Raw genomic sequence first — 15,056 nt, 5'->3', positions numbered from 1 at the left:
CCGGCTCCTGTATCGCGAGTACGGTGCCTCCCATGTCCTCCCCACAGCTGCACCGCTTCACCGGGCACATCGCAGGAGCTGGCACCGCCGAGGGGACTCGCCTGGTCCTGGGGTGCTGGACCCGCACGCCGCACGGGCCGTTCGCCGACGTCATGGTCGAGGACCGTGACGGCCATCGGATCCTGCTGGCACCCGATCGCTGGGTGGCCGATTTCGTCTCCGCGACCTACACCTTCGACGAGGTGCGCCTCGTCCCCGTCTCGGTGTCCCGCACGGGCCTGGGCCGGACGGGGCAGTGGGCGGTCCAGGCAGGACCTCTGGAGTGGCGCTTCCGGATCGGGGCGCGGGCGCCGCTGGGACATCTGCTGCGCCTGATCCCCCGACCGATCAGCCGCAGCCTCGCCTTCGCGCAGCTCAGCGATCCGATCGCCCGAGCCACGATGCCGGGGGTCCGCACTCTGGGTCAGGCCGGCCCGGGCCGCACCGAGTGGTACGCCGCCGACGATCTCCACCGGCTCAGGAGCAGCACCGCGATCTGGGAGGGGCAGAACCTGGGCGGCATGCGCGAGATGGTGCCCCCGCCGCGCTTCGGATTCAGCTCCACCCCTCGGCAGCCGTCGCTCACCGCGGTGACCAGCACGGTCCGGGTCGACTCCGCGGCGTGAGGCCTGCGCGCCTACGATGGCGAGGGGAACGCCACAACGTCCCGTCCTCGCACCACCACCCCAGGAGCTCCCCATGTCCTTCTCCTCGCAGAACCCCCACGATCCGCAGCACAACCCGCAGGGCCAGCAGCCCAGCTACGGCGGGCCGACGTACGGCGGGGCGAACCAGCCGATGCAGCAGCCGGGTCAGCACCAGCAGCCCTCGTACTCCGCACCCCAGGGCGGCTACACCCAGCCCGGCGGCCAGCCCCAGGGTCGTCCCGGCCGTCAGCCGGGGCAGGAGAAGGGGTTCTTCGCCGCCCTGTTCGACTTCTCCTTCAAGAACTACATCACCATCAAGTTCGCCTCGATCCTCTACATCGCGGGCATCGTGCTGCTGACGCTGGGCTGGTTCATCATGACGGTCGCCGCTTTCGCCACGGACAGCATGCTGGCCGGCATGGCGACGCTGATCTTCGGTCTGATCGTCCTGTTCATCTACATCGTGCTGTTCCGCCTGATGCTCGAGTTCTACGTGGCCATGGTCCGCACGGCCCAGAACACGTCGATCCTGGTGGATCGCGGCAACCGCCTCTGACGCGGGTCCACCCGAAGCCTCCACCGCCCGCCCGGTCGCCTCCTAAGACCGGGCGGGCGTCGCCTTCCCCAGGAATCCGGGCCTCCGCGCCGATAGGATCGGAACCACTCACCGATGAGGGAGCGATTCGTCACCGGCTCCCGTCCGAGAGGACCGACATGCCCGCCGCAGAGACCTCCGAACCGCGCACGGTCCGCCTGTCGGGGCGGGCGAGCGCGCAGATCCAGCGCCTTCCGCTGCCGTCGCCGGCATCCGGAGAGGAGATGGCCGGTGCCGTCTTCCACGACACCGACGACCGCGCACTGCGCCGCTGCGGCATCACCCTGAGCCGCAGCGCGGACCCCGAGCGCGGCTGGCTGCTGAGCGTCCCCGAGGGCGACGACCACTGGGCCGTGGAGGTCCCGCGGCTGCGCAGCGCACCGGAGCGCCTGCCTGCCGCAGTGGCGCAGCTGCTCAGCGGGATCGTCGGGCAGGACGAGCTGATCGAGATCGACGACGACGGCCAGGCCGCGGAGTCCGAGACCGGCGCCAAGGAATCGGCGAGGCCTGCCAAGAAGGCCCCGAGCAAGAAGGGCAAGGCGAAGAACCGCAAGGCCGTGGCGACGGGCGGTGAGCCCTCGGGCGTCGACGTCCTGCAGGCGGTGCTGGCTCAGCAGGCCGCGGCCCTGGAGCTGTGGGACCTGAAGGCGCGGCTGGACCTGCCGGACGCCCTGCATCAGCTGAGGGTCGCCGCGCGGTCCCTGCGCGGGCTGCTCAAGTCCGCGCGACCGCTCCTGGACCGCGAAGCCGCCGACGAGCTCGGCGATCGTCTCCAGCAGCTGGGCCGGTCCCTGTCCGCGGCCCGCGATGCCGAGGTCCTGGCCGAACAGCTTCCGGCACGTGCCGAGGCTCTCCAGGGGCGCGTGGGCGAGAAGACGGTGCAGGCGCTGGCGCAGACGGCTCTCAAGGACGCCGAGGCCTCGGCCGCCAAGGTGCGCGGCGGCGCGCAGCCGGAGCGGGCTGCCACTCTGGAGCTCGCCCGCTGCGCGGCACAGAACCCGCCCTTCACGGACAAGGGCCGGAAGAAGGCCGAGGAGCTGACCCCGCGGCAGATGAGCGATCGGCTGGTGCGCCGCGCACTGCGCAAGGCAGCCAAGGAGACCGACCGCACCCTGGCGGCCGACCGCGACGAGCAGCTGGATGCCGAACAACGCCTCGAGCACCTGCACACCGTCCGCAAGGCCACCAAGCGGGTCCGCTACGTCACCAAGGTCCTCAAAGCCGCAGGCTTCCGCCCGGCCAAACCTATGCGGAAGCTCGGCAAGGCCGCCAAGAAGGCGCAGGACGGGCTCGGCGAGACCATGGACGCCTCCGTGGCGCTCACCTGGCTCCAGGACTCCACCGCCGCGCTGCGCCGCGCCGGAGCCGACCCGTTCGAGCTGGGTCTGCTGACCGGCGCCGAGCTGCAGCGCCTGGCGCACGGAATCGACGACGGCTACGAGGTCATGGCGCGGCTGGCCCGGCGGTTCGAGGACCACAGCAGCTGAGCCGACGGAGCTCCGGCGTTCGTCGTCAGTGGTGCTCTGCGAAGGGGCGCTGATGCCGTCCTTCCCAGCGGGATGAACGGCATCAGCGCCCCCTCACAGGCCGTATCGAAGGGTTTCAGTCCTTCTTCGGCTCGCCGTCGATATCCGTCTCATGCTCCTCGGCCACCGGGTTGTACCACTCCGTGAGCGCGGGGTCGGCGCTCTCGAAGTCGGCTCCGGCGCCGTCGTCGTCCACGTGCGTAGCGCCGAAGACGAAGTCGTCGCCGTGCTCGTCGATGCCGCGGTGGACGCCCTTGTAGATCGCCTCGCGCGCGTAGCGGCGCCGGATCATGTACGGGTCGTTCCGGAGGTCCCTGGCCCAGGAGATCATGATCCCCAGGATGATCAGGCCGAACGGCAGGGCGCAGGTGACCATGACCGACTGCAGGCCCGACAGGGCGAACTGGCCGCCGGCCAGCAGCAGGAACATCGAGACCAGGCCCAGGGCCAGGCCCCACATGATCGTGACCGGGGTCGACGGATTCGACCGCCCGGACTGCGACATGGAGCCCATCACGTTGGTCGCCGAGTCGGCTGCCGTGGTGAAGAAGATCAGGATCGCGACCAGGACCAGGAACGACGTCAGCCCGGTCAGCGGCAGGTTGCCCAGCATGTCGAACATGACGTTCTCGCCGCTGCCCTCCACGCCGATCGGATGGCCATTGAGCTCCATCCACATGGTCGTGCCGCCGAAGACCACGAACCACAGCACCGAGATCGCCGACGGGGCGAACATCACGACGGTGACGAACTCGCGCAGCGTGCGGCCCTTGGAGATCTTGGCGATGAACATGCCCACGAACGGGGACCACGAGGTCCACCAGGCCCAGTACATCATCGTCCAGCTTGCGGAGAACTCGGACTCGACCTCGCCCTGGCTCGGCGCCACGGACAGCATCGCGAAGGCGTTCTGGATGGTCGCGTAGAACGTGGTGGGGATCAGATCGAGCAGGAACAGCAGGGGTCCGGTCACCGCCACGAAGATCGTCAGGCCGATCACCAGGACCATGTTCGTGTTGGACAGGAGGCGGATGCCGCGCTTCACGCCGGAGACCGCGGAGATGATGAAGACGACGGTGAGCACGCTGATGATGACGACCAGGATGCCGTCGCCCTCCAGCGGCTGCCCCGTGATGATCGAGGTGCCGGTGCGGATCTGCAGCGCGCCGATGCCCAGCGAGGTCGCGGTGCCGAACAGCGTGACCATGAGGGCGAAGACATCGATGATCTTGCCCGGGATGCGGTTCGTGGCGTTCGGGAAGATCGGGTCGAACAGCGCGGAGATCAGCGGGAGACGGCCGCGGCGGTAGGCCGCATATGCCAGGGCGCCGCCGATGAACGAGTACACGCCCCAGGGGACGATCGTGTAGTGCAGGCTGGTCTGGGCCATGGCGGCGGGGACCGCGTCCATGGAACCGGCCTCGACGTCGAAGGCCGGGGGCGGGGTCATGAAGTGGCTCAGCGGCTCCAGCGGACCGTAGAAGACCAGGCCGATGCCCAGGCCCGCCGCGAAGAGCATGGAGATCCAGGAGCCCGTGGAGAACTCCGGCTCGCTGTCATCCGCACCGAGCTTGATCTTGCCGGTGGGGCCGAATCCGATCACCAGCATGAACAGCACGACGAGTGCGACGAGAGAGCCCAGCAGCCAGCCGAAGTGCGTGACCACCCAGGTCTGCATCTGCGGACCGATCGCGCCCAGGTTCTCCGGGGCGATGATCGCCCAGCCCAGCACGCCGATGACCAGCACGGCGGCGGCGGCGAAGACGACCTTGTCGGTGGGGAAGTGGTCCCTGGCGTCCTCGACGTCCAGCCCGGGGATCAGCGCCGGATGGATCGTGCGGTGCCCGCCGGCTGCCAGGCGAATGGTGGTCTGGACGCTCTCGGGCGCCTTCTGCGCATGGATCCTGTTCTCGATCTGGATCTCCGAATCGGACTCGCTGTCCGAGGCTCGGTGTCTCATCTGAAGCTCCCTGACTTCTCGGCGACGTCCGAGGCTAGCGGGATGCTGGGCAGAACCCCAGAAGAGCCTGTCTGCGCGAGGCGATGTTCCTCCGGGATTCGCCGTCGGCGCTTGACCCTCTCATCGCGTGAGGTCCCACGCTGATCTCCATGGATGACAACCGCACTTCCGCACCGGCGAGCCCCGTTCCCACCCCCGACAGCAGTGCCCAGCCACCGGAGCTGTGCCGCGAGATCTACGGGATGCCGATGTTCGTCTCGATCCCCTGCCGGGACCTGACCGCCTCGTCCGCGCTCTGGACCGAGGGGCTCGGATTCTTCGAGCTGTTCGCGATCCCGGGCCAGCTGATCCACCTGCGGCGCTGGGCGTTCCAGGATGTCCTGCTGATCCCCGCCGAGGCGCAGCCGCTCGAGGCTTCCTCCCAGCCTCCGACGGTGAGCTTCGCGTGCGTCCTGGACCAGCTCGACGTGATCGCCGAGGCCTGCCGCTCAGCCGGCGGGGCGGTCGACGGCCCGCATGATCGCCCGTGGAACGCCCGCGAGCTCGCCGTCATCACACCTGAGGGGACTCGCGTGGTCATGACAGCAGCGAAGCCCTTCGTGCACGATTCGCGGGAGGACCACGCGCTGCGGGCCATGAGCATCTCCGAGTCCGCATGAGCACGTCGATCTGTTCCGAGGACGGCATGAGCACCACCGAGCAGGACCTGACCATCGGCCCCGCCGCAGCGGCATTGGGCGTCTCCGTGCGCACGCTGCGCCACTGGGATGACCTCGGCATCCTGCGTCCCGCCGGGCGGGCAGCGAGCGGATACCGGCTCTACTCGGCAGATGATGTGGTTCGCGGCCGACGGATCCTGGCATATCGGGAGCTGGGCTTCTCCCTGGACGAGGTGACGGCCCTGCTCCACGAGCCCGCACAGCAGACGGTTCGACGACTGCGCGAGCGCCGCAGCGCCGCGGAGGCGGAGGCCCGACGGCTGCAGGCCGCGCAGGACGACCTCGACCGCCTGGCCGATGCCCTCGAGCAGGGCATCCTGCTCTCCGAGGCCGACCAGGCGGAGGCCTTCGGTCCCGACTGGGATCCGCAGTGGACCCGAGAGGCCCGTGACCGCTGGGGCGGCACCGACGCCTGGACGGAGCAGGCGGAGCGCGGCGCACGGCGCGGCCCTGAGCAGTGGGCTCGTCTCGCCGCAGCGCCATGTCCTGCTCGGCAGGATGTAACCGACGGATCCGTCGTTCCGGGCCCGCTGCGACCGCCTGGCCGAAGGTCTGGTCGGCTGGCTCGCGCTGGTGATCGATGCCCGAGCCCGATCACTGGGCATCGACCCGGAGACCGCGGCCTGGGAGCGACGGTGACCGGGTCCAACGTCGTCGGGCGGCGGTGCTAGCTTCAGGCCATGACCGAGATCACCATCCGGACCGCAGTCCCCGATGACGTCCACGAGATCGTCGAGCTCGTGCACGACCTGGCCGTGTACGAGAAGGAGCCCGACGCCGTGAAGCTCACCCCGGAGGTGCTGCGGGAGCAGCTCTTCGGCGAGCGCCCGGCGATCTTCGCCCACGTCGCGCCCGCCCCGGAGGGCTCCGGACGGCGGATCGAGGGCTTCGCGCTGTGGTACCTGAGCTACTCCACCTGGGAGGGGACGCACGGGATCTACCTGGAGGACCTCTTCGTGCGGCCGGAGGCACGCGGCGCAGGGCACGGCAAGGCGCTGCTGCGCACCCTGGCCCGCACCGCCCGCGAGCGCGGCTATCAGCGCGTGGAGTGGTCCGTGCTGCAGTGGAATCAGCCGTCGATCGAGTTCTACCGCTCCCTCGGCGCGGTCCCCATGGACGGCTGGGACGTCTACCGGCTGACCGGCGACGCCCTCGTCTCCTTCGGCAGCTGAATCCCCGTGGACGAGCAGGAGCTGATGACCTGGGCGGAGGAGGTCGCCCTGCAGTGCCCCGGTGCTGAACTGGAGCACCCCTTCGGCCCGGAGACGGACGTGTTCAAGGTCCGCGGGCGGATGTTCCTCATGCGCCTGGAGCTGCGCGGCCAGTGGATGGTGAACCTCAAGGTCGAACCGCAGGACGGACAGGCCCTGCGCGATGAGTACGCCGAGATCACCCCCGGCTACCACATGAACAAGAGGCACTGGGTCTCGGTGCGCGCCGGCGAGGCCCTGAGCAGGAGGTTCGTCCGCGAGCTCGTCGTGGACTCCTACCGCCTGGTGCTCGAGAAGCTGCCGCGCAGCGTCCGCCCCGTGGATCCGGAGACGTACGGGGGCTGAGCTCCCGGCTCAGCGCGTGGGCCCGGGGACGGCGGTCTTCTCGAAGAGCGCCGCCGTGCCGATGCCGCCGGCCGAGCTGATCATGGCCAGCAGCAGGCTGCCCTCCGGCAGATCGCGCGCTCGGGCCAGCAGCCGGACCACGGAGACCGCCCCGGAGGCGCCGTAGGCGTGGCCGAGGGCCAGGGCGCCGCCGTCGGCGTTGAGCACGCGCTCGTCGATGCCCAGCAAGTCGGTGCAGGCGAGCACCTGCCCGGCGAAGGCCTCGTTGAACTCGACCGCCGCGAGCTGCCGCGCGGCTACCCCCTGCTCCGCCAGCAGCCGGGCCGCCGCGGCTGCCGCCCCCAGGCCCAGCCGCGTGGGATCCACCCCCTGGGTCGACGCGCCGCGGAAGGCCAGGGCCGTCGTCGCTCGCAGGCCGTGCGCCGCCGCCGGGGTCGCGATCAGGACTGCAGCGGCCCCATCCGCATCGGCGCACGAATTCCCTGCGGTCACGGTGCCTCCGTCGACGAATGCCGCCGGGAAGCGGGCCAGCAGCTCGGCGTTCAAGCGCGGACGCGGGCCGTTGTCGGCGGTGACTTCGCCGCGGGCTCCGGTCACCGGCACGAGCTCCTCATCGAACCGGCCGGCGGCCGCCGCCTCGAGCGCCCTGCGGTGGCTGCGCAGGGCGAAGGCATCCTGGCGCCGGCGATCGATCCCATGCTCCCGGGCCACGGTCTCCGCGGCTTCACCCATGCCCGGATCCCCCAGGTGCTCGGGGCTGAAGCGGGCGCGCCGGTAGAACTCGACCTCCCCGTCCGCGCCGCGACGGCCTCGCAGCGGAGCCGTGCTGATGCTCTCGGCGCCGCCGGCCAGGAAGGCGCTTCCCGCTCCGGCCTGCGCCAGTCGGCAGGCCAGCACGACGGCGTCGAGCCCCGAGCCGCACTGCCGATCGACCGTGACCCCCGGGACCGACAGCGGCAGGCCGGCCTCCAGGGCCGACAGCCGTGCCAGGTTGCCTCCGGCTCCCACCGCGTTGCCCATCACGACGTCCGCGACAGACTCCGGCGCCAGGCCCGTCTCTGTCACGAGCCGCTGCAGGATCGGCGCCAGCAGACGGTGCACGGGCACGTCGGCCAGCGCGGTCCCTGCTCGTGTCAGCGGGGTCCGGCGCCCGAGCAGGAGCAGAGGCGCTGAGGGATCAGCCGAGCGGTCGGGCACGGGGATCTCCCTCCTCGATCCAGGACCGCAGCACGGCTCGACTGATCTTCCCTCCGCCGGTGACGGGCAGTTCACCCAGACGCCAGTACTGCTGGGGCCGCTTGGTCGAGGCCAGCATGGTCTCCAGCGCGGCCCGCAGACTCTGCCGATCCGCCCCTTCGTCCTCGAGAAGGACGCCGGCGACCAGGCGCTGTCCGCGAGAAGGATCCGGCAGGCCCACCACGACGGCCTCGGCCACCCCCGGCACAGAGCCGATCGCGGCCTCCACCTCCTGGGGGTAGATGTTCAGCCCGCCCGTGTTGATCATCTCGGAGGCCCTGCCCAGCACGTGCAGCCGCCCATCGCGAAGGAAGCCCTGATCCCGCACCGTCGCCAGGTCTGCGATCCGCGCGAATGCCCGGCCGTCATCGCCCCACAGGTAGCCGTCGCACACCAGATCGGAGCGCACGGCGATGCTCCCGGTGCTCCCCTCCGGGAGGACACGGCCGTCGTGGTCCACGATGACCGCCTCCACGCCGGGGAACGGCAGCCCCACCGCCGTCGGGTCGAGCGTCCGGATCTCCCCCGGCGAATGCTCCTGAGCGGCCACGAAGCCGAGCTCCGCGGCGCCGAAGTACTCCCAGATCACGGCATTCGGCGCCCATCGGCGGGCCGCGGTCAGCGTCTGCGGATCCAGCTTCTGCCCCGCGCAGACGATTGCACGCAGTCCATGCGCAGACTCTCCGGCAGCCAGGGCGCGCTCGGCGATCAGGCGCAGCATCGTCGGCACGGCCACCACCCGGGTGACGCCCTCGGCGGTGATCGCCGCACGGGCCGCCGCGCTGTCGAAGCGCGGCAGGACGACGGCGGCGGCGCCGGCGTGCAGGCACTCGGAGAGAGCGTAGAGATTCATGCTCGACGACAGGGGGCCGGGCACCAGCACTCGGTCCTCGCTGCGCAGGTCGAAATGCCGGGTCGAGGCCTCGAAGGAGCGTCGCCAGGAGCCGCGGCTGCGCAGGAACCCCTTGGGCACGGAGGTGGTGCCGGAAGTCAGGCCCACCAGGAAGGCGGAGGCGTCGGGCCCGTCGCGCAGGTGTGCCGGTGCTGCGCTTTCCGGGAGCACGTCGCGGCAGCGCTGGCTCACCGCGCCGCCGATGCTCTCGGGCAGAGCCGGATCCAAGACCGCGCACACGCGCCGCTCGGCCACCCCCGCGGCCCATCGCACGACGAACTCCGTGCCGGTGCCCTGCTGCAGGATCCCGACAGCCTCCCCTGAAGCCGCCAGCTCGGCAGCCCGCGAGCGCAGCCCGCTCCAGCTCAGCCGGTCGTCGGCGCAGACGACGGCCGTGTCCTGCGGACGCTGCTCGGCCCAGCGGGAGAGACGGTCCAGGAAGGGCACGGCTAGGCCGTTCCCAGCATGAGCTTGAAGCCCTCGTGGCTGCACTCGAAGCCCAGCCGCTCGTAGTAGCGGTGGGCGTCCTTGCGCTGCCTGTCCTCCTCCGAGCGGATCCCATCGCGGGAGGCGCCCAGCATGTCGTGGGACATCAGCTCGATCAGCGCCGGCAGGCCCTCGGCCGTCGCCTCCTCCAGCACGACGTCAGTTCCCGGAAGCTCGATCCTGTCCATTCGTCCTCACCATCCCGGCTGGTTGCTGCTGGTCCACGGGTCGCTGCGATCGCGCCACGGATGCGGGCTGCCGTGGTCGATCTCGCGGCGCATCTCGACCAGGCGGTGATCCGCCTCGGCCCATCCGAGAACGCTCTCACGGTGGGCCACGTGCCCGCGCTCCGTCACGACCAGCGGCACGGCGGCCATCCCTGACGCACGGGCGAGCAGGACGAACGGCAGCGCGATCCACTGCGCCAGGGACTCGAGCAGCCACAGCACCAGCAGCGGAAGCAGCAGGATCATGGCGATCGCGCCCACGACGGCGGAGATCGGATCGTCCACGGCCGAGCCCGGCATGATCTCCAGGACGCCGGCCATCCAGCGCCGCGAGCGGCTTCGCCACGGAAGGAGGCGTCGGCGCGCCTTCATGGCTGTCTCCTCGGTCTCATGGCGGCCGACCGGCCGCGGATCGGTTCGTGAGCAGTCTGCCAGAGGTGCCCCGACAGGGCCTCTGTGTCGTCGGAGCCCCCTTCTACGCTTTCCAGCGGAAGGCACGACACGACTCATCAGGAGGTACCCATGCGCGGCGTCATCATGCACAGCCCCGGCGAGGTCCGGGTCCAGGATCGCGACGACCCCCAGATCGTCGAGCCCACGGACGCGATCATCAAGGTCACGGCCGCCTGCGTCTGCGGGTCGGACCTGTGGCCCTACCGCGGGGCCCAGGACGTGGAAGATCAGCCCATGGGCCACGAGTACGTGGGCGTCGTGGAGCAGGTCGGCGACAGCGTCACCACGGTGAAGCCCGGGGACTTCGTGGTGGGGTCGTTCATGACCTCGGACGGCACCTGCGAGATCTGCCAGGCCGGTTACCAGTCGCGCTGCGTGGACACCACGCCCATGGGCGGGATCGGCACGCAGGCGCAGCTCGCTCGCATCCCCCAGGCAGACGGCACGCTCGTGGCCACCCCGGAGCACCCGGACGAGGACCTCATCCCGTCGCTGCTCGCAGCCTCGGACGTGCTGGGCACCGGCTGGTTCGCCGCCGACGCCGCAGCCGCCGGCCCGGGCAAGACCGTGGCCGTGGTCGGCGACGGCGCCGTGGGCCTCATGGGCATCCTGGCCGCCCAGCAGATGGGCGCAGAGCGCATCATCGCCATGTCCCGCCACGAGTCCCGGCAGAAGCTTGCCCGCGAGTTCGGCGCCACGGATATCGTCACCGAGCGCGGAGACGACGGCGTGGCCAAGATCAAGGAGCTCACCGGCGGCCTCGGCGCGCACAGCGTCATCGAGGCTGTGGGCACCCAGGAGGCCATGCTCCAGGCCATCAAATCCACCCGCCCCGGCGGTCACGTGGGCTTCGTCGGCGTCTCCCACGGCGTGGAGCTGCCCGGCGACCTCCTCTTCGGCAGCACGGTCCACCTGCACGGCGGCCCCGCCCCGGTGCGCCGCTACCTCCCGGAGCTGATCCAGCTGATCCTGGATCGGAAGATCGAGCCCGGCAAGGTCTTCGACAAGCGCCTGCCGCTCGAGGAGGCCGCGGAGGCCTACCGCCTCATGGACCAGCGCGAGGCCATCAAGGTGCTGCTGGAGGTCTGAGCGGGTCCTCCAACTCCCAGTCTTCTCCAAATCCAAATTGGGACTTGGAGAAGACTGGGCGCAGTGGATTCAACGCTCGTACCCGGGCACCGAGCTGATCTGCTTCGCGGGGGTGCCGACCACCACGGCGCCCGCGGGCACGTCCTTGGTCACGGTCGAGGAGGCGCCCACCACCGCCCCATCGCCGATGGTGATCCCGCCCTGATCCTGGAACGCGCAGCCGGAGTTGATGAACACGTCGCGCCCGACGCGCAGGGCCTTGCCGAAGTCCGAGCGCAGCGGCGGGAAGACGGTCACGGAGGCGTCGATCTCCTGCCCGGTCAGAGCGCCCCCAGCAGCCGTCGGACCTCACCAGGGTCCTGATAGCCGGAGTTGAGCGCGGCGGTGATGCGCGGCGCCTCCTGGCTGATCTCGTGCATGGCCGCATGCAGGTCCGATCCGCCGCGGATGATCTCCCCGCGGCTCATCCGCTCCAGCAGCTCCTTGCGCTCCACGGTGTGCTCCGTCGTCGTCTTTCGCTGCTTCCTGCCCGGTTCAGGCCGCGAGCATGGCCCTGACGGGGTCCCCCACCGCCAGCTCGCCCTCCGTCACGACCATGCAGCCGTAGGCCAGCAGCGCCCCGGGACGGATGCGCCGCAGCAGGGAATGGTCCTTCTGCCCGGTGACGGGGTCATGGTCGATGATCACGCAGCGCTCCAGCTCCCCCACGACCTCCAGAGTCACCGCACCGACCTCAAGGCGCGATCCGGCCGCGAGCGCCAGCGGGGCGTCGCGGTCGTCGATCACCAGATTGGGACGGTAGCGGTCCGTGTCCGACGGCAGCCCCGCCAGCTCGGAGCGCAACAGCACGCTCACAGGCGCACCCCAGACGATCGCGTCCGAGAAAAGGGTGCGGGCCAGCAGGACCTGCCGCCCGGCCTCGGCCGAGAGGCGCCGCGCCAGAGGTCCGTCGTGCACGCGCGCAGGGATCCGGCGGTCGTAGTAGCGGATCCGTGCCTCCTGATGGACCACGTGCTGGTCATCCCCGGGAAGATCCCCCGGCTCGACCACCAGTCGGACCATTGACGGGAACTGCGGGGCCCGCAGGCAGGTCAGGTCATCGGCCCAGACCGGCGTCCAGCGACGGTCCCGGTCCAGCCCGCCGACCGCCACCCCGATCCGCTCATGCTGACTCCACCCCAGTCCCTTGACGAGGGTGGAGCCGATCCGCTCGAGGTGCGCCATGGTGGCCCGGCCGGCGGCTCAGGCCTCCGGGATCTCCTTGCCGAAGTCCTCGAGCGTGACCTGGTGCGGCTCCGGTCCGCCGCGCTTGCCGGTGTTCAGGGCATCGAGCTGCCCCAGCTCGTCCTCGGTCAGCTCGAAGCCGAAGACGTCCAGGTTCTCGCGGATGCGCTCGGGATTCACCGACTTGGGGATCACCTGACGGCCGCGCTGCAGCTGCCAGCGCAGCATGACCTGCGCCGGGGTGGCCTGGTGCGCCTGGGCGATCTGGGCGATCGTCGGGTCGTCGAACGTGGTGGTCTCCTGGCCCTCGGAGCCGCGGTAGCTGGTGATGCCGCCGATCGGGGACCAGGACTGGACCAGAATTCCGTGCTCGCGGCAGAACTGCTCCACCTCGGTCTGGGCGAAGTACGGGTGGTACTCGATCTGGTTCACAGCAGGCACCACGGTGGTGCGCTGCATGAGCTCCTCCAGGTGGCGGACCTCGAAGTTGCTGACACCGATCGCACGGACCTTGCCGTCTGCGAGCAGCTGCTCGAGGGCCATGTACGCCTGGATCGTGCGCTCGAACTCGCCTTCGAGGGCCTGGTGCAGGATCAGCAGGTCGAGCTGCTCCACACCGAGCTTGCCGGCGGCCTTGTCGAAGGCGTGCAGCGTCTCCTCATAGCCGTAGTCGTTGATCCAGACCTTGGTCTCCAGGAAGACCTCGTCACGCGGGACGCCGGAATCGCGCAGGCCCTGCCCGACCTCGCGCTCGTTGCCGTAGGCCGCGGCGGTGTCGATCAGGCGGTATCCGGCGCGCAGCGCGGCCTCGACGGCCTGGGCCGTCTCCTCCGGCTCGGACTGGTAGACGCCGAGCCCGATCACGGGCATCTCGACGCCGTTGTTCAGGATGAACGTGCTGGTGGGATTCTGCAGATCTGTCATCTGTCCATCATGCTCTGCGGCAGGGCATCTGCGGCAGGCCTTCTCCTCGACGCGAACACCCGCTCGCCACACGCGTCCTTGTTGTGACGTGCGCGACATCGACGCAGACTGGCCTCATGGACACCGCACCCCGCCCCGCCCTGCACACCACGGTCCTGGACACCCAGAACGTGGCCTCGCTGGCTGACTTCTACCGTTCGCTGTTGGGCTGGGACTACGCGCCCGGGACCGAGAAGGACTCCGGCGAGTGGCGCACGCTGCTCGGACCCGGCGGCGTCAGGCTCTCCTTCCAGCGGGTGGAGGCGCTCCCGCCTTCGACCTGGCCGAGTCCCGACGTGCCGCAGCAGATCCACCTCGATCTGACTCTCGAGACCGTCGACGAGCTGCGGGCCCTGAAGCCTCGCCTGCTCGAGCTCGGTGCCGTCATGCTGCAGGACTCCCTGGATGATCCGGAGGAGCGGCTGCTGATCGTGGCAGACCCGGCCGGTCACCCGCTGTGCGTCTTCGTACCCTGATCCCTCACTCCCCCTGACGACTCCCCCGCTCCCTCGCCGACCCAGGAGACCCATGACCGCCGAGCAGGCCTTCTTCCATCGCACCGGCCCCACCACGTTCGAGCCCACCGAGCACGCCTCGGGCGCCTGGTCGGAGGAGGATCACCACTTCGCCTCCATCGCCGGCCTCGTGGTGCACGAGCTCGAGCGCTTCCGCTCCGACCAGGGCGACTCGCAGCTGCAGCTCGGCCGGATCAGCTACGACATCCTGGGCCGCCTGCCCATGTCCGAGCTGACCGTCGAGATCGAGGTCCTTCGGCCGGGGCGGACGATCGAGCTGCTGCAGGCCACCGTGACCATCGGAGGCCGCGCCGTCGTCATCGCCCGGGCCTGGTACCTCTCGCGCGCCGACACCGCCGATGTCGTCGGCGGCCAGGCCGAGCCGATGCCCTCACCGGAGGAGGTCGAGCCCTGGGAGATGAGCAACGGGTGGCCGGGCGGCTACATCGCCCAGATCCAGGCCAGGGTCGTGCAGCAGCGTCCGGGGCGGGCGACCGTGTGGCTGCACAGCCCCTCGGAGATCGTGGAGGGGGAGACCGCCGGCGACCTCGCCCGGTTCTTCTCCAGCATCGACGCCGCCAACGGGATCGCCGTCCGCCAGCAGACGGACCGGTGGACCTTCCCCAACGTGGACCTGACCGTCCACCTGCACCGGGTCCCGGAGGGCACCTGGACCGGCCTGGACACCGAGGTCATCTGGGGCCCGGACGGCGTGGGCCTCACCAGCTCCACGCTGCACGACGCCCGCGGACCCGTTGGCACCGCCGAGCAGGTCCTGACGCTGCGTCGGATCTGAGGGTCTCTGCGACTGGCCGAAACGACACCTCAACCTCATCGAGTGGCTGATTGCTCACCGTTTCGTCGCTGAAACGGTGAGCAATCAGCCACTCGAGGGAGGGGCGGTGGCGATTTGGCCAGTCGTGACGACG

The 15,056-nt window shown here is 70.3% G+C and carries 19 protein-coding genes; 10 read left to right on the top strand and 9 right to left on the bottom strand.

The annotated features are described in order from the left end of the window. Positions 1-32: 32 nt before the first annotated feature. The 3 genes from QSJ40_RS00165 to QSJ40_RS00155 all read left to right on the top strand — a co-directional run bounded on the left by QSJ40_RS00165 (position 33) and on the right by QSJ40_RS00155 (position 2,768). Complete coding sequence (locus tag QSJ40_RS00165; RefSeq protein ID WP_271403893.1) at positions 33-665, top strand: hypothetical protein; 633 nt, start codon at positions 33-35, stop codon at positions 663-665. Positions 666-738: 73 nt separating this feature from the next. Further along, positions 739-1,242 carry a DUF4282 domain-containing protein gene (locus tag QSJ40_RS00160; protein ID WP_285728313.1) on the top strand — a complete coding sequence of 168 codons (504 nt, stop codon included), beginning with the start codon at positions 739-741 and terminating at the stop codon, positions 1,240-1,242. A gap of 158 nt (positions 1,243-1,400) precedes the next feature. After that, positions 1,401-2,768, top strand: a complete 1,368-nt coding sequence (locus tag QSJ40_RS00155) for a CHAD domain-containing protein (protein WP_285728312.1) — start codon at positions 1,401-1,403, stop codon at positions 2,766-2,768. 115 nt (positions 2,769-2,883) lie between these two features. Here QSJ40_RS00155 and QSJ40_RS00150 read toward each other — a convergent pair whose 3' ends face one another. Beyond that, positions 2,884-4,767 (bottom strand): BCCT family transporter, encoded by a 1,884-nt coding sequence (locus tag QSJ40_RS00150; RefSeq protein ID WP_006214288.1) that lies wholly within the window; start codon positions 4,765-4,767, stop codon positions 2,884-2,886. Positions 4,768-4,916: 149 nt separating this feature from the next. Between QSJ40_RS00150 and QSJ40_RS00145 the strand changes: the two genes are divergently transcribed. From QSJ40_RS00145 to QSJ40_RS00130, 4 genes are read left to right on the top strand one after another with little or no spacing between them, the layout of a single operon-like run. Then, complete coding sequence (locus QSJ40_RS00145) at positions 4,917-5,426, top strand: VOC family protein (protein ID WP_006214290.1); 510 nt, start codon at positions 4,917-4,919, stop codon at positions 5,424-5,426. A gap of 26 nt (positions 5,427-5,452) precedes the next feature. Continuing rightward, on the top strand, positions 5,453-6,157 hold the full coding sequence (locus QSJ40_RS00140) for a MerR family transcriptional regulator (RefSeq protein ID WP_285728311.1): 705 nt from the start codon (positions 5,453-5,455) through the stop codon (positions 6,155-6,157). A gap of 9 nt (positions 6,158-6,166) precedes the next feature. Further along, positions 6,167-6,658 carry a GNAT family N-acetyltransferase gene (locus QSJ40_RS00135; protein ID WP_285728310.1) on the top strand — a complete coding sequence of 164 codons (492 nt, stop codon included), beginning with the start codon at positions 6,167-6,169 and terminating at the stop codon, positions 6,656-6,658. A 6-nt stretch (positions 6,659-6,664) separates the two neighbouring features. After that, entirely contained in the window at positions 6,665-7,042 is a 378-nt protein-coding gene (locus tag QSJ40_RS00130; RefSeq protein ID WP_006214295.1) for an MmcQ/YjbR family DNA-binding protein, read from the top strand. Between the two features lie 9 nt (positions 7,043-7,051). Here QSJ40_RS00130 and QSJ40_RS00125 read toward each other — a convergent pair whose 3' ends face one another. Genes QSJ40_RS00125 through QSJ40_RS00110 form a run of 4 tightly spaced genes read right to left on the bottom strand, consistent with a single transcriptional unit; the run spans position 7,052 to position 10,255 of the window. Then, entirely contained in the window at positions 7,052-8,239 is a 1,188-nt protein-coding gene (locus QSJ40_RS00125) for a thiolase family protein (RefSeq protein ID WP_006214297.1), read from the bottom strand. Next, positions 8,220-9,617 (bottom strand): class I adenylate-forming enzyme family protein, encoded by a 1,398-nt coding sequence (locus QSJ40_RS00120; protein ID WP_278857728.1) that lies wholly within the window; start codon positions 9,615-9,617, stop codon positions 8,220-8,222. The genes QSJ40_RS00125 and QSJ40_RS00120 overlap by 20 nt, the downstream gene beginning before the upstream one ends. A 2-nt stretch (positions 9,618-9,619) precedes the next feature. Next, positions 9,620-9,844 (bottom strand): hypothetical protein, encoded by a 225-nt coding sequence (locus tag QSJ40_RS00115; RefSeq protein WP_006214300.1) that lies wholly within the window; start codon positions 9,842-9,844, stop codon positions 9,620-9,622. A 6-nt stretch (positions 9,845-9,850) separates the two neighbouring features. Then, positions 9,851-10,255 carry a hypothetical protein gene (locus tag QSJ40_RS00110; RefSeq protein WP_006214301.1) on the bottom strand — a complete coding sequence of 135 codons (405 nt, stop codon included), beginning with the start codon at positions 10,253-10,255 and terminating at the stop codon, positions 9,851-9,853. Positions 10,256-10,405: 150 nt separating this feature from the next. Here QSJ40_RS00110 and QSJ40_RS00105 point away from each other — a divergent pair, with 150 nt between their 5' ends. Beyond that, entirely contained in the window at positions 10,406-11,425 is a 1,020-nt protein-coding gene (locus QSJ40_RS00105) for a zinc-dependent alcohol dehydrogenase family protein (RefSeq protein ID WP_006214302.1), read from the top strand. Positions 11,426-11,494: 69 nt separating this feature from the next. Here the strand turns inward: QSJ40_RS00105 and QSJ40_RS12740 are convergent, their stop codons facing one another. The 4 genes from QSJ40_RS12740 to QSJ40_RS00090 are packed head-to-tail and all read right to left on the bottom strand — an operon-like array spanning position 11,495 to position 13,573. Further along, entirely contained in the window at positions 11,495-11,722 is a 228-nt protein-coding gene (locus QSJ40_RS12740; protein ID WP_352155757.1) for an LbetaH domain-containing protein, read from the bottom strand. A gap of 23 nt (positions 11,723-11,745) precedes the next feature. Continuing rightward, positions 11,746-11,919, bottom strand: coding sequence for a hypothetical protein (locus QSJ40_RS12735; RefSeq protein ID WP_349654431.1), 174 nt, complete (start codon positions 11,917-11,919; stop codon positions 11,746-11,748). Positions 11,920-11,959: 40 nt separating this feature from the next. Continuing rightward, entirely contained in the window at positions 11,960-12,649 is a 690-nt protein-coding gene (locus tag QSJ40_RS00095; RefSeq protein ID WP_006214304.1) for an MOSC domain-containing protein, read from the bottom strand. Between the two features lie 18 nt (positions 12,650-12,667). Then, the gene (locus QSJ40_RS00090) at positions 12,668-13,573 is read right to left on the bottom strand and encodes an aldo/keto reductase (RefSeq protein WP_040560643.1); all 906 of its coding nucleotides are present in this window, start codon (positions 13,571-13,573) and stop codon (positions 12,668-12,670) included. Positions 13,574-13,689: 116 nt separating this feature from the next. On the opposite strand from QSJ40_RS00090, the gene QSJ40_RS00085 reads away from it, so the two are divergent. Both QSJ40_RS00085 and QSJ40_RS00080 read left to right on the top strand, forming a co-directional pair. Further along, positions 13,690-14,088: a VOC family protein gene (locus QSJ40_RS00085; protein ID WP_204782452.1), complete on the top strand. Its 399-nt coding sequence runs from the start codon at positions 13,690-13,692 to the stop codon at positions 14,086-14,088. Positions 14,089-14,140: 52 nt separating this feature from the next. Then, on the top strand, positions 14,141-14,923 hold the full coding sequence (locus QSJ40_RS00080) for a thioesterase family protein (protein ID WP_285728309.1): 783 nt from the start codon (positions 14,141-14,143) through the stop codon (positions 14,921-14,923). Positions 14,924-15,056: the final 133 nt, after the last annotated feature.

Origin of the sequence: Kocuria sp. NBRC 114282, assembly GCF_030268385.1 — a bacterium.
Lineage (GTDB): Bacteria > Actinomycetota > Actinomycetes > Actinomycetales > Micrococcaceae > Kocuria > Kocuria palustris.
This window is presented reverse-complemented; position numbering and strand designations above follow the sequence as displayed.

Bases quoted from the DNA above. Each gene is read 5' to 3' on its own strand.
- QSJ40_RS00160 (WP_285728313.1), top strand. From the start codon at position 739: ATGTCCTTCTCCTCGCAGAACCCCCACGATCCGCAGCACAACCCGCAG.
- QSJ40_RS00165 (WP_271403893.1), top strand. From the start codon at position 33: ATGTCCTCCCCACAGCTGCACCGCTTCACCGGGCACATCGCAGGAGCT.
- QSJ40_RS00135 (WP_285728310.1), top strand. From the start codon at position 6,167: ATGACCGAGATCACCATCCGGACCGCAGTCCCCGATGACGTCCACGAG.
- QSJ40_RS00110 (WP_006214301.1), bottom strand. From the start codon at position 10,255: ATGAAGGCGCGCCGACGCCTCCTTCCGTGGCGAAGCCGCTCGCGGCGC.
- QSJ40_RS00145 (WP_006214290.1), top strand. From the start codon at position 4,917: ATGGATGACAACCGCACTTCCGCACCGGCGAGCCCCGTTCCCACCCCC.
- QSJ40_RS00115 (WP_006214300.1), bottom strand. From the start codon at position 9,844: ATGGACAGGATCGAGCTTCCGGGAACTGACGTCGTGCTGGAGGAGGCG.
- QSJ40_RS00155 (WP_285728312.1), top strand. From the start codon at position 1,401: ATGCCCGCCGCAGAGACCTCCGAACCGCGCACGGTCCGCCTGTCGGGG.
- QSJ40_RS00085 (WP_204782452.1), top strand. From the start codon at position 13,690: ATGGACACCGCACCCCGCCCCGCCCTGCACACCACGGTCCTGGACACC.
- QSJ40_RS00080 (WP_285728309.1), top strand. From the start codon at position 14,141: ATGACCGCCGAGCAGGCCTTCTTCCATCGCACCGGCCCCACCACGTTC.
- QSJ40_RS00090 (WP_040560643.1), bottom strand. From the start codon at position 13,573: ATGACAGATCTGCAGAATCCCACCAGCACGTTCATCCTGAACAACGGC.
- QSJ40_RS00140 (WP_285728311.1), top strand. From the start codon at position 5,453: ATGAGCACCACCGAGCAGGACCTGACCATCGGCCCCGCCGCAGCGGCA.
- QSJ40_RS00105 (WP_006214302.1), top strand. From the start codon at position 10,406: ATGCGCGGCGTCATCATGCACAGCCCCGGCGAGGTCCGGGTCCAGGAT.
- QSJ40_RS00150 (WP_006214288.1), bottom strand. From the start codon at position 4,767: ATGAGACACCGAGCCTCGGACAGCGAGTCCGATTCGGAGATCCAGATC.
- QSJ40_RS00095 (WP_006214304.1), bottom strand. From the start codon at position 12,649: ATGGCGCACCTCGAGCGGATCGGCTCCACCCTCGTCAAGGGACTGGGG.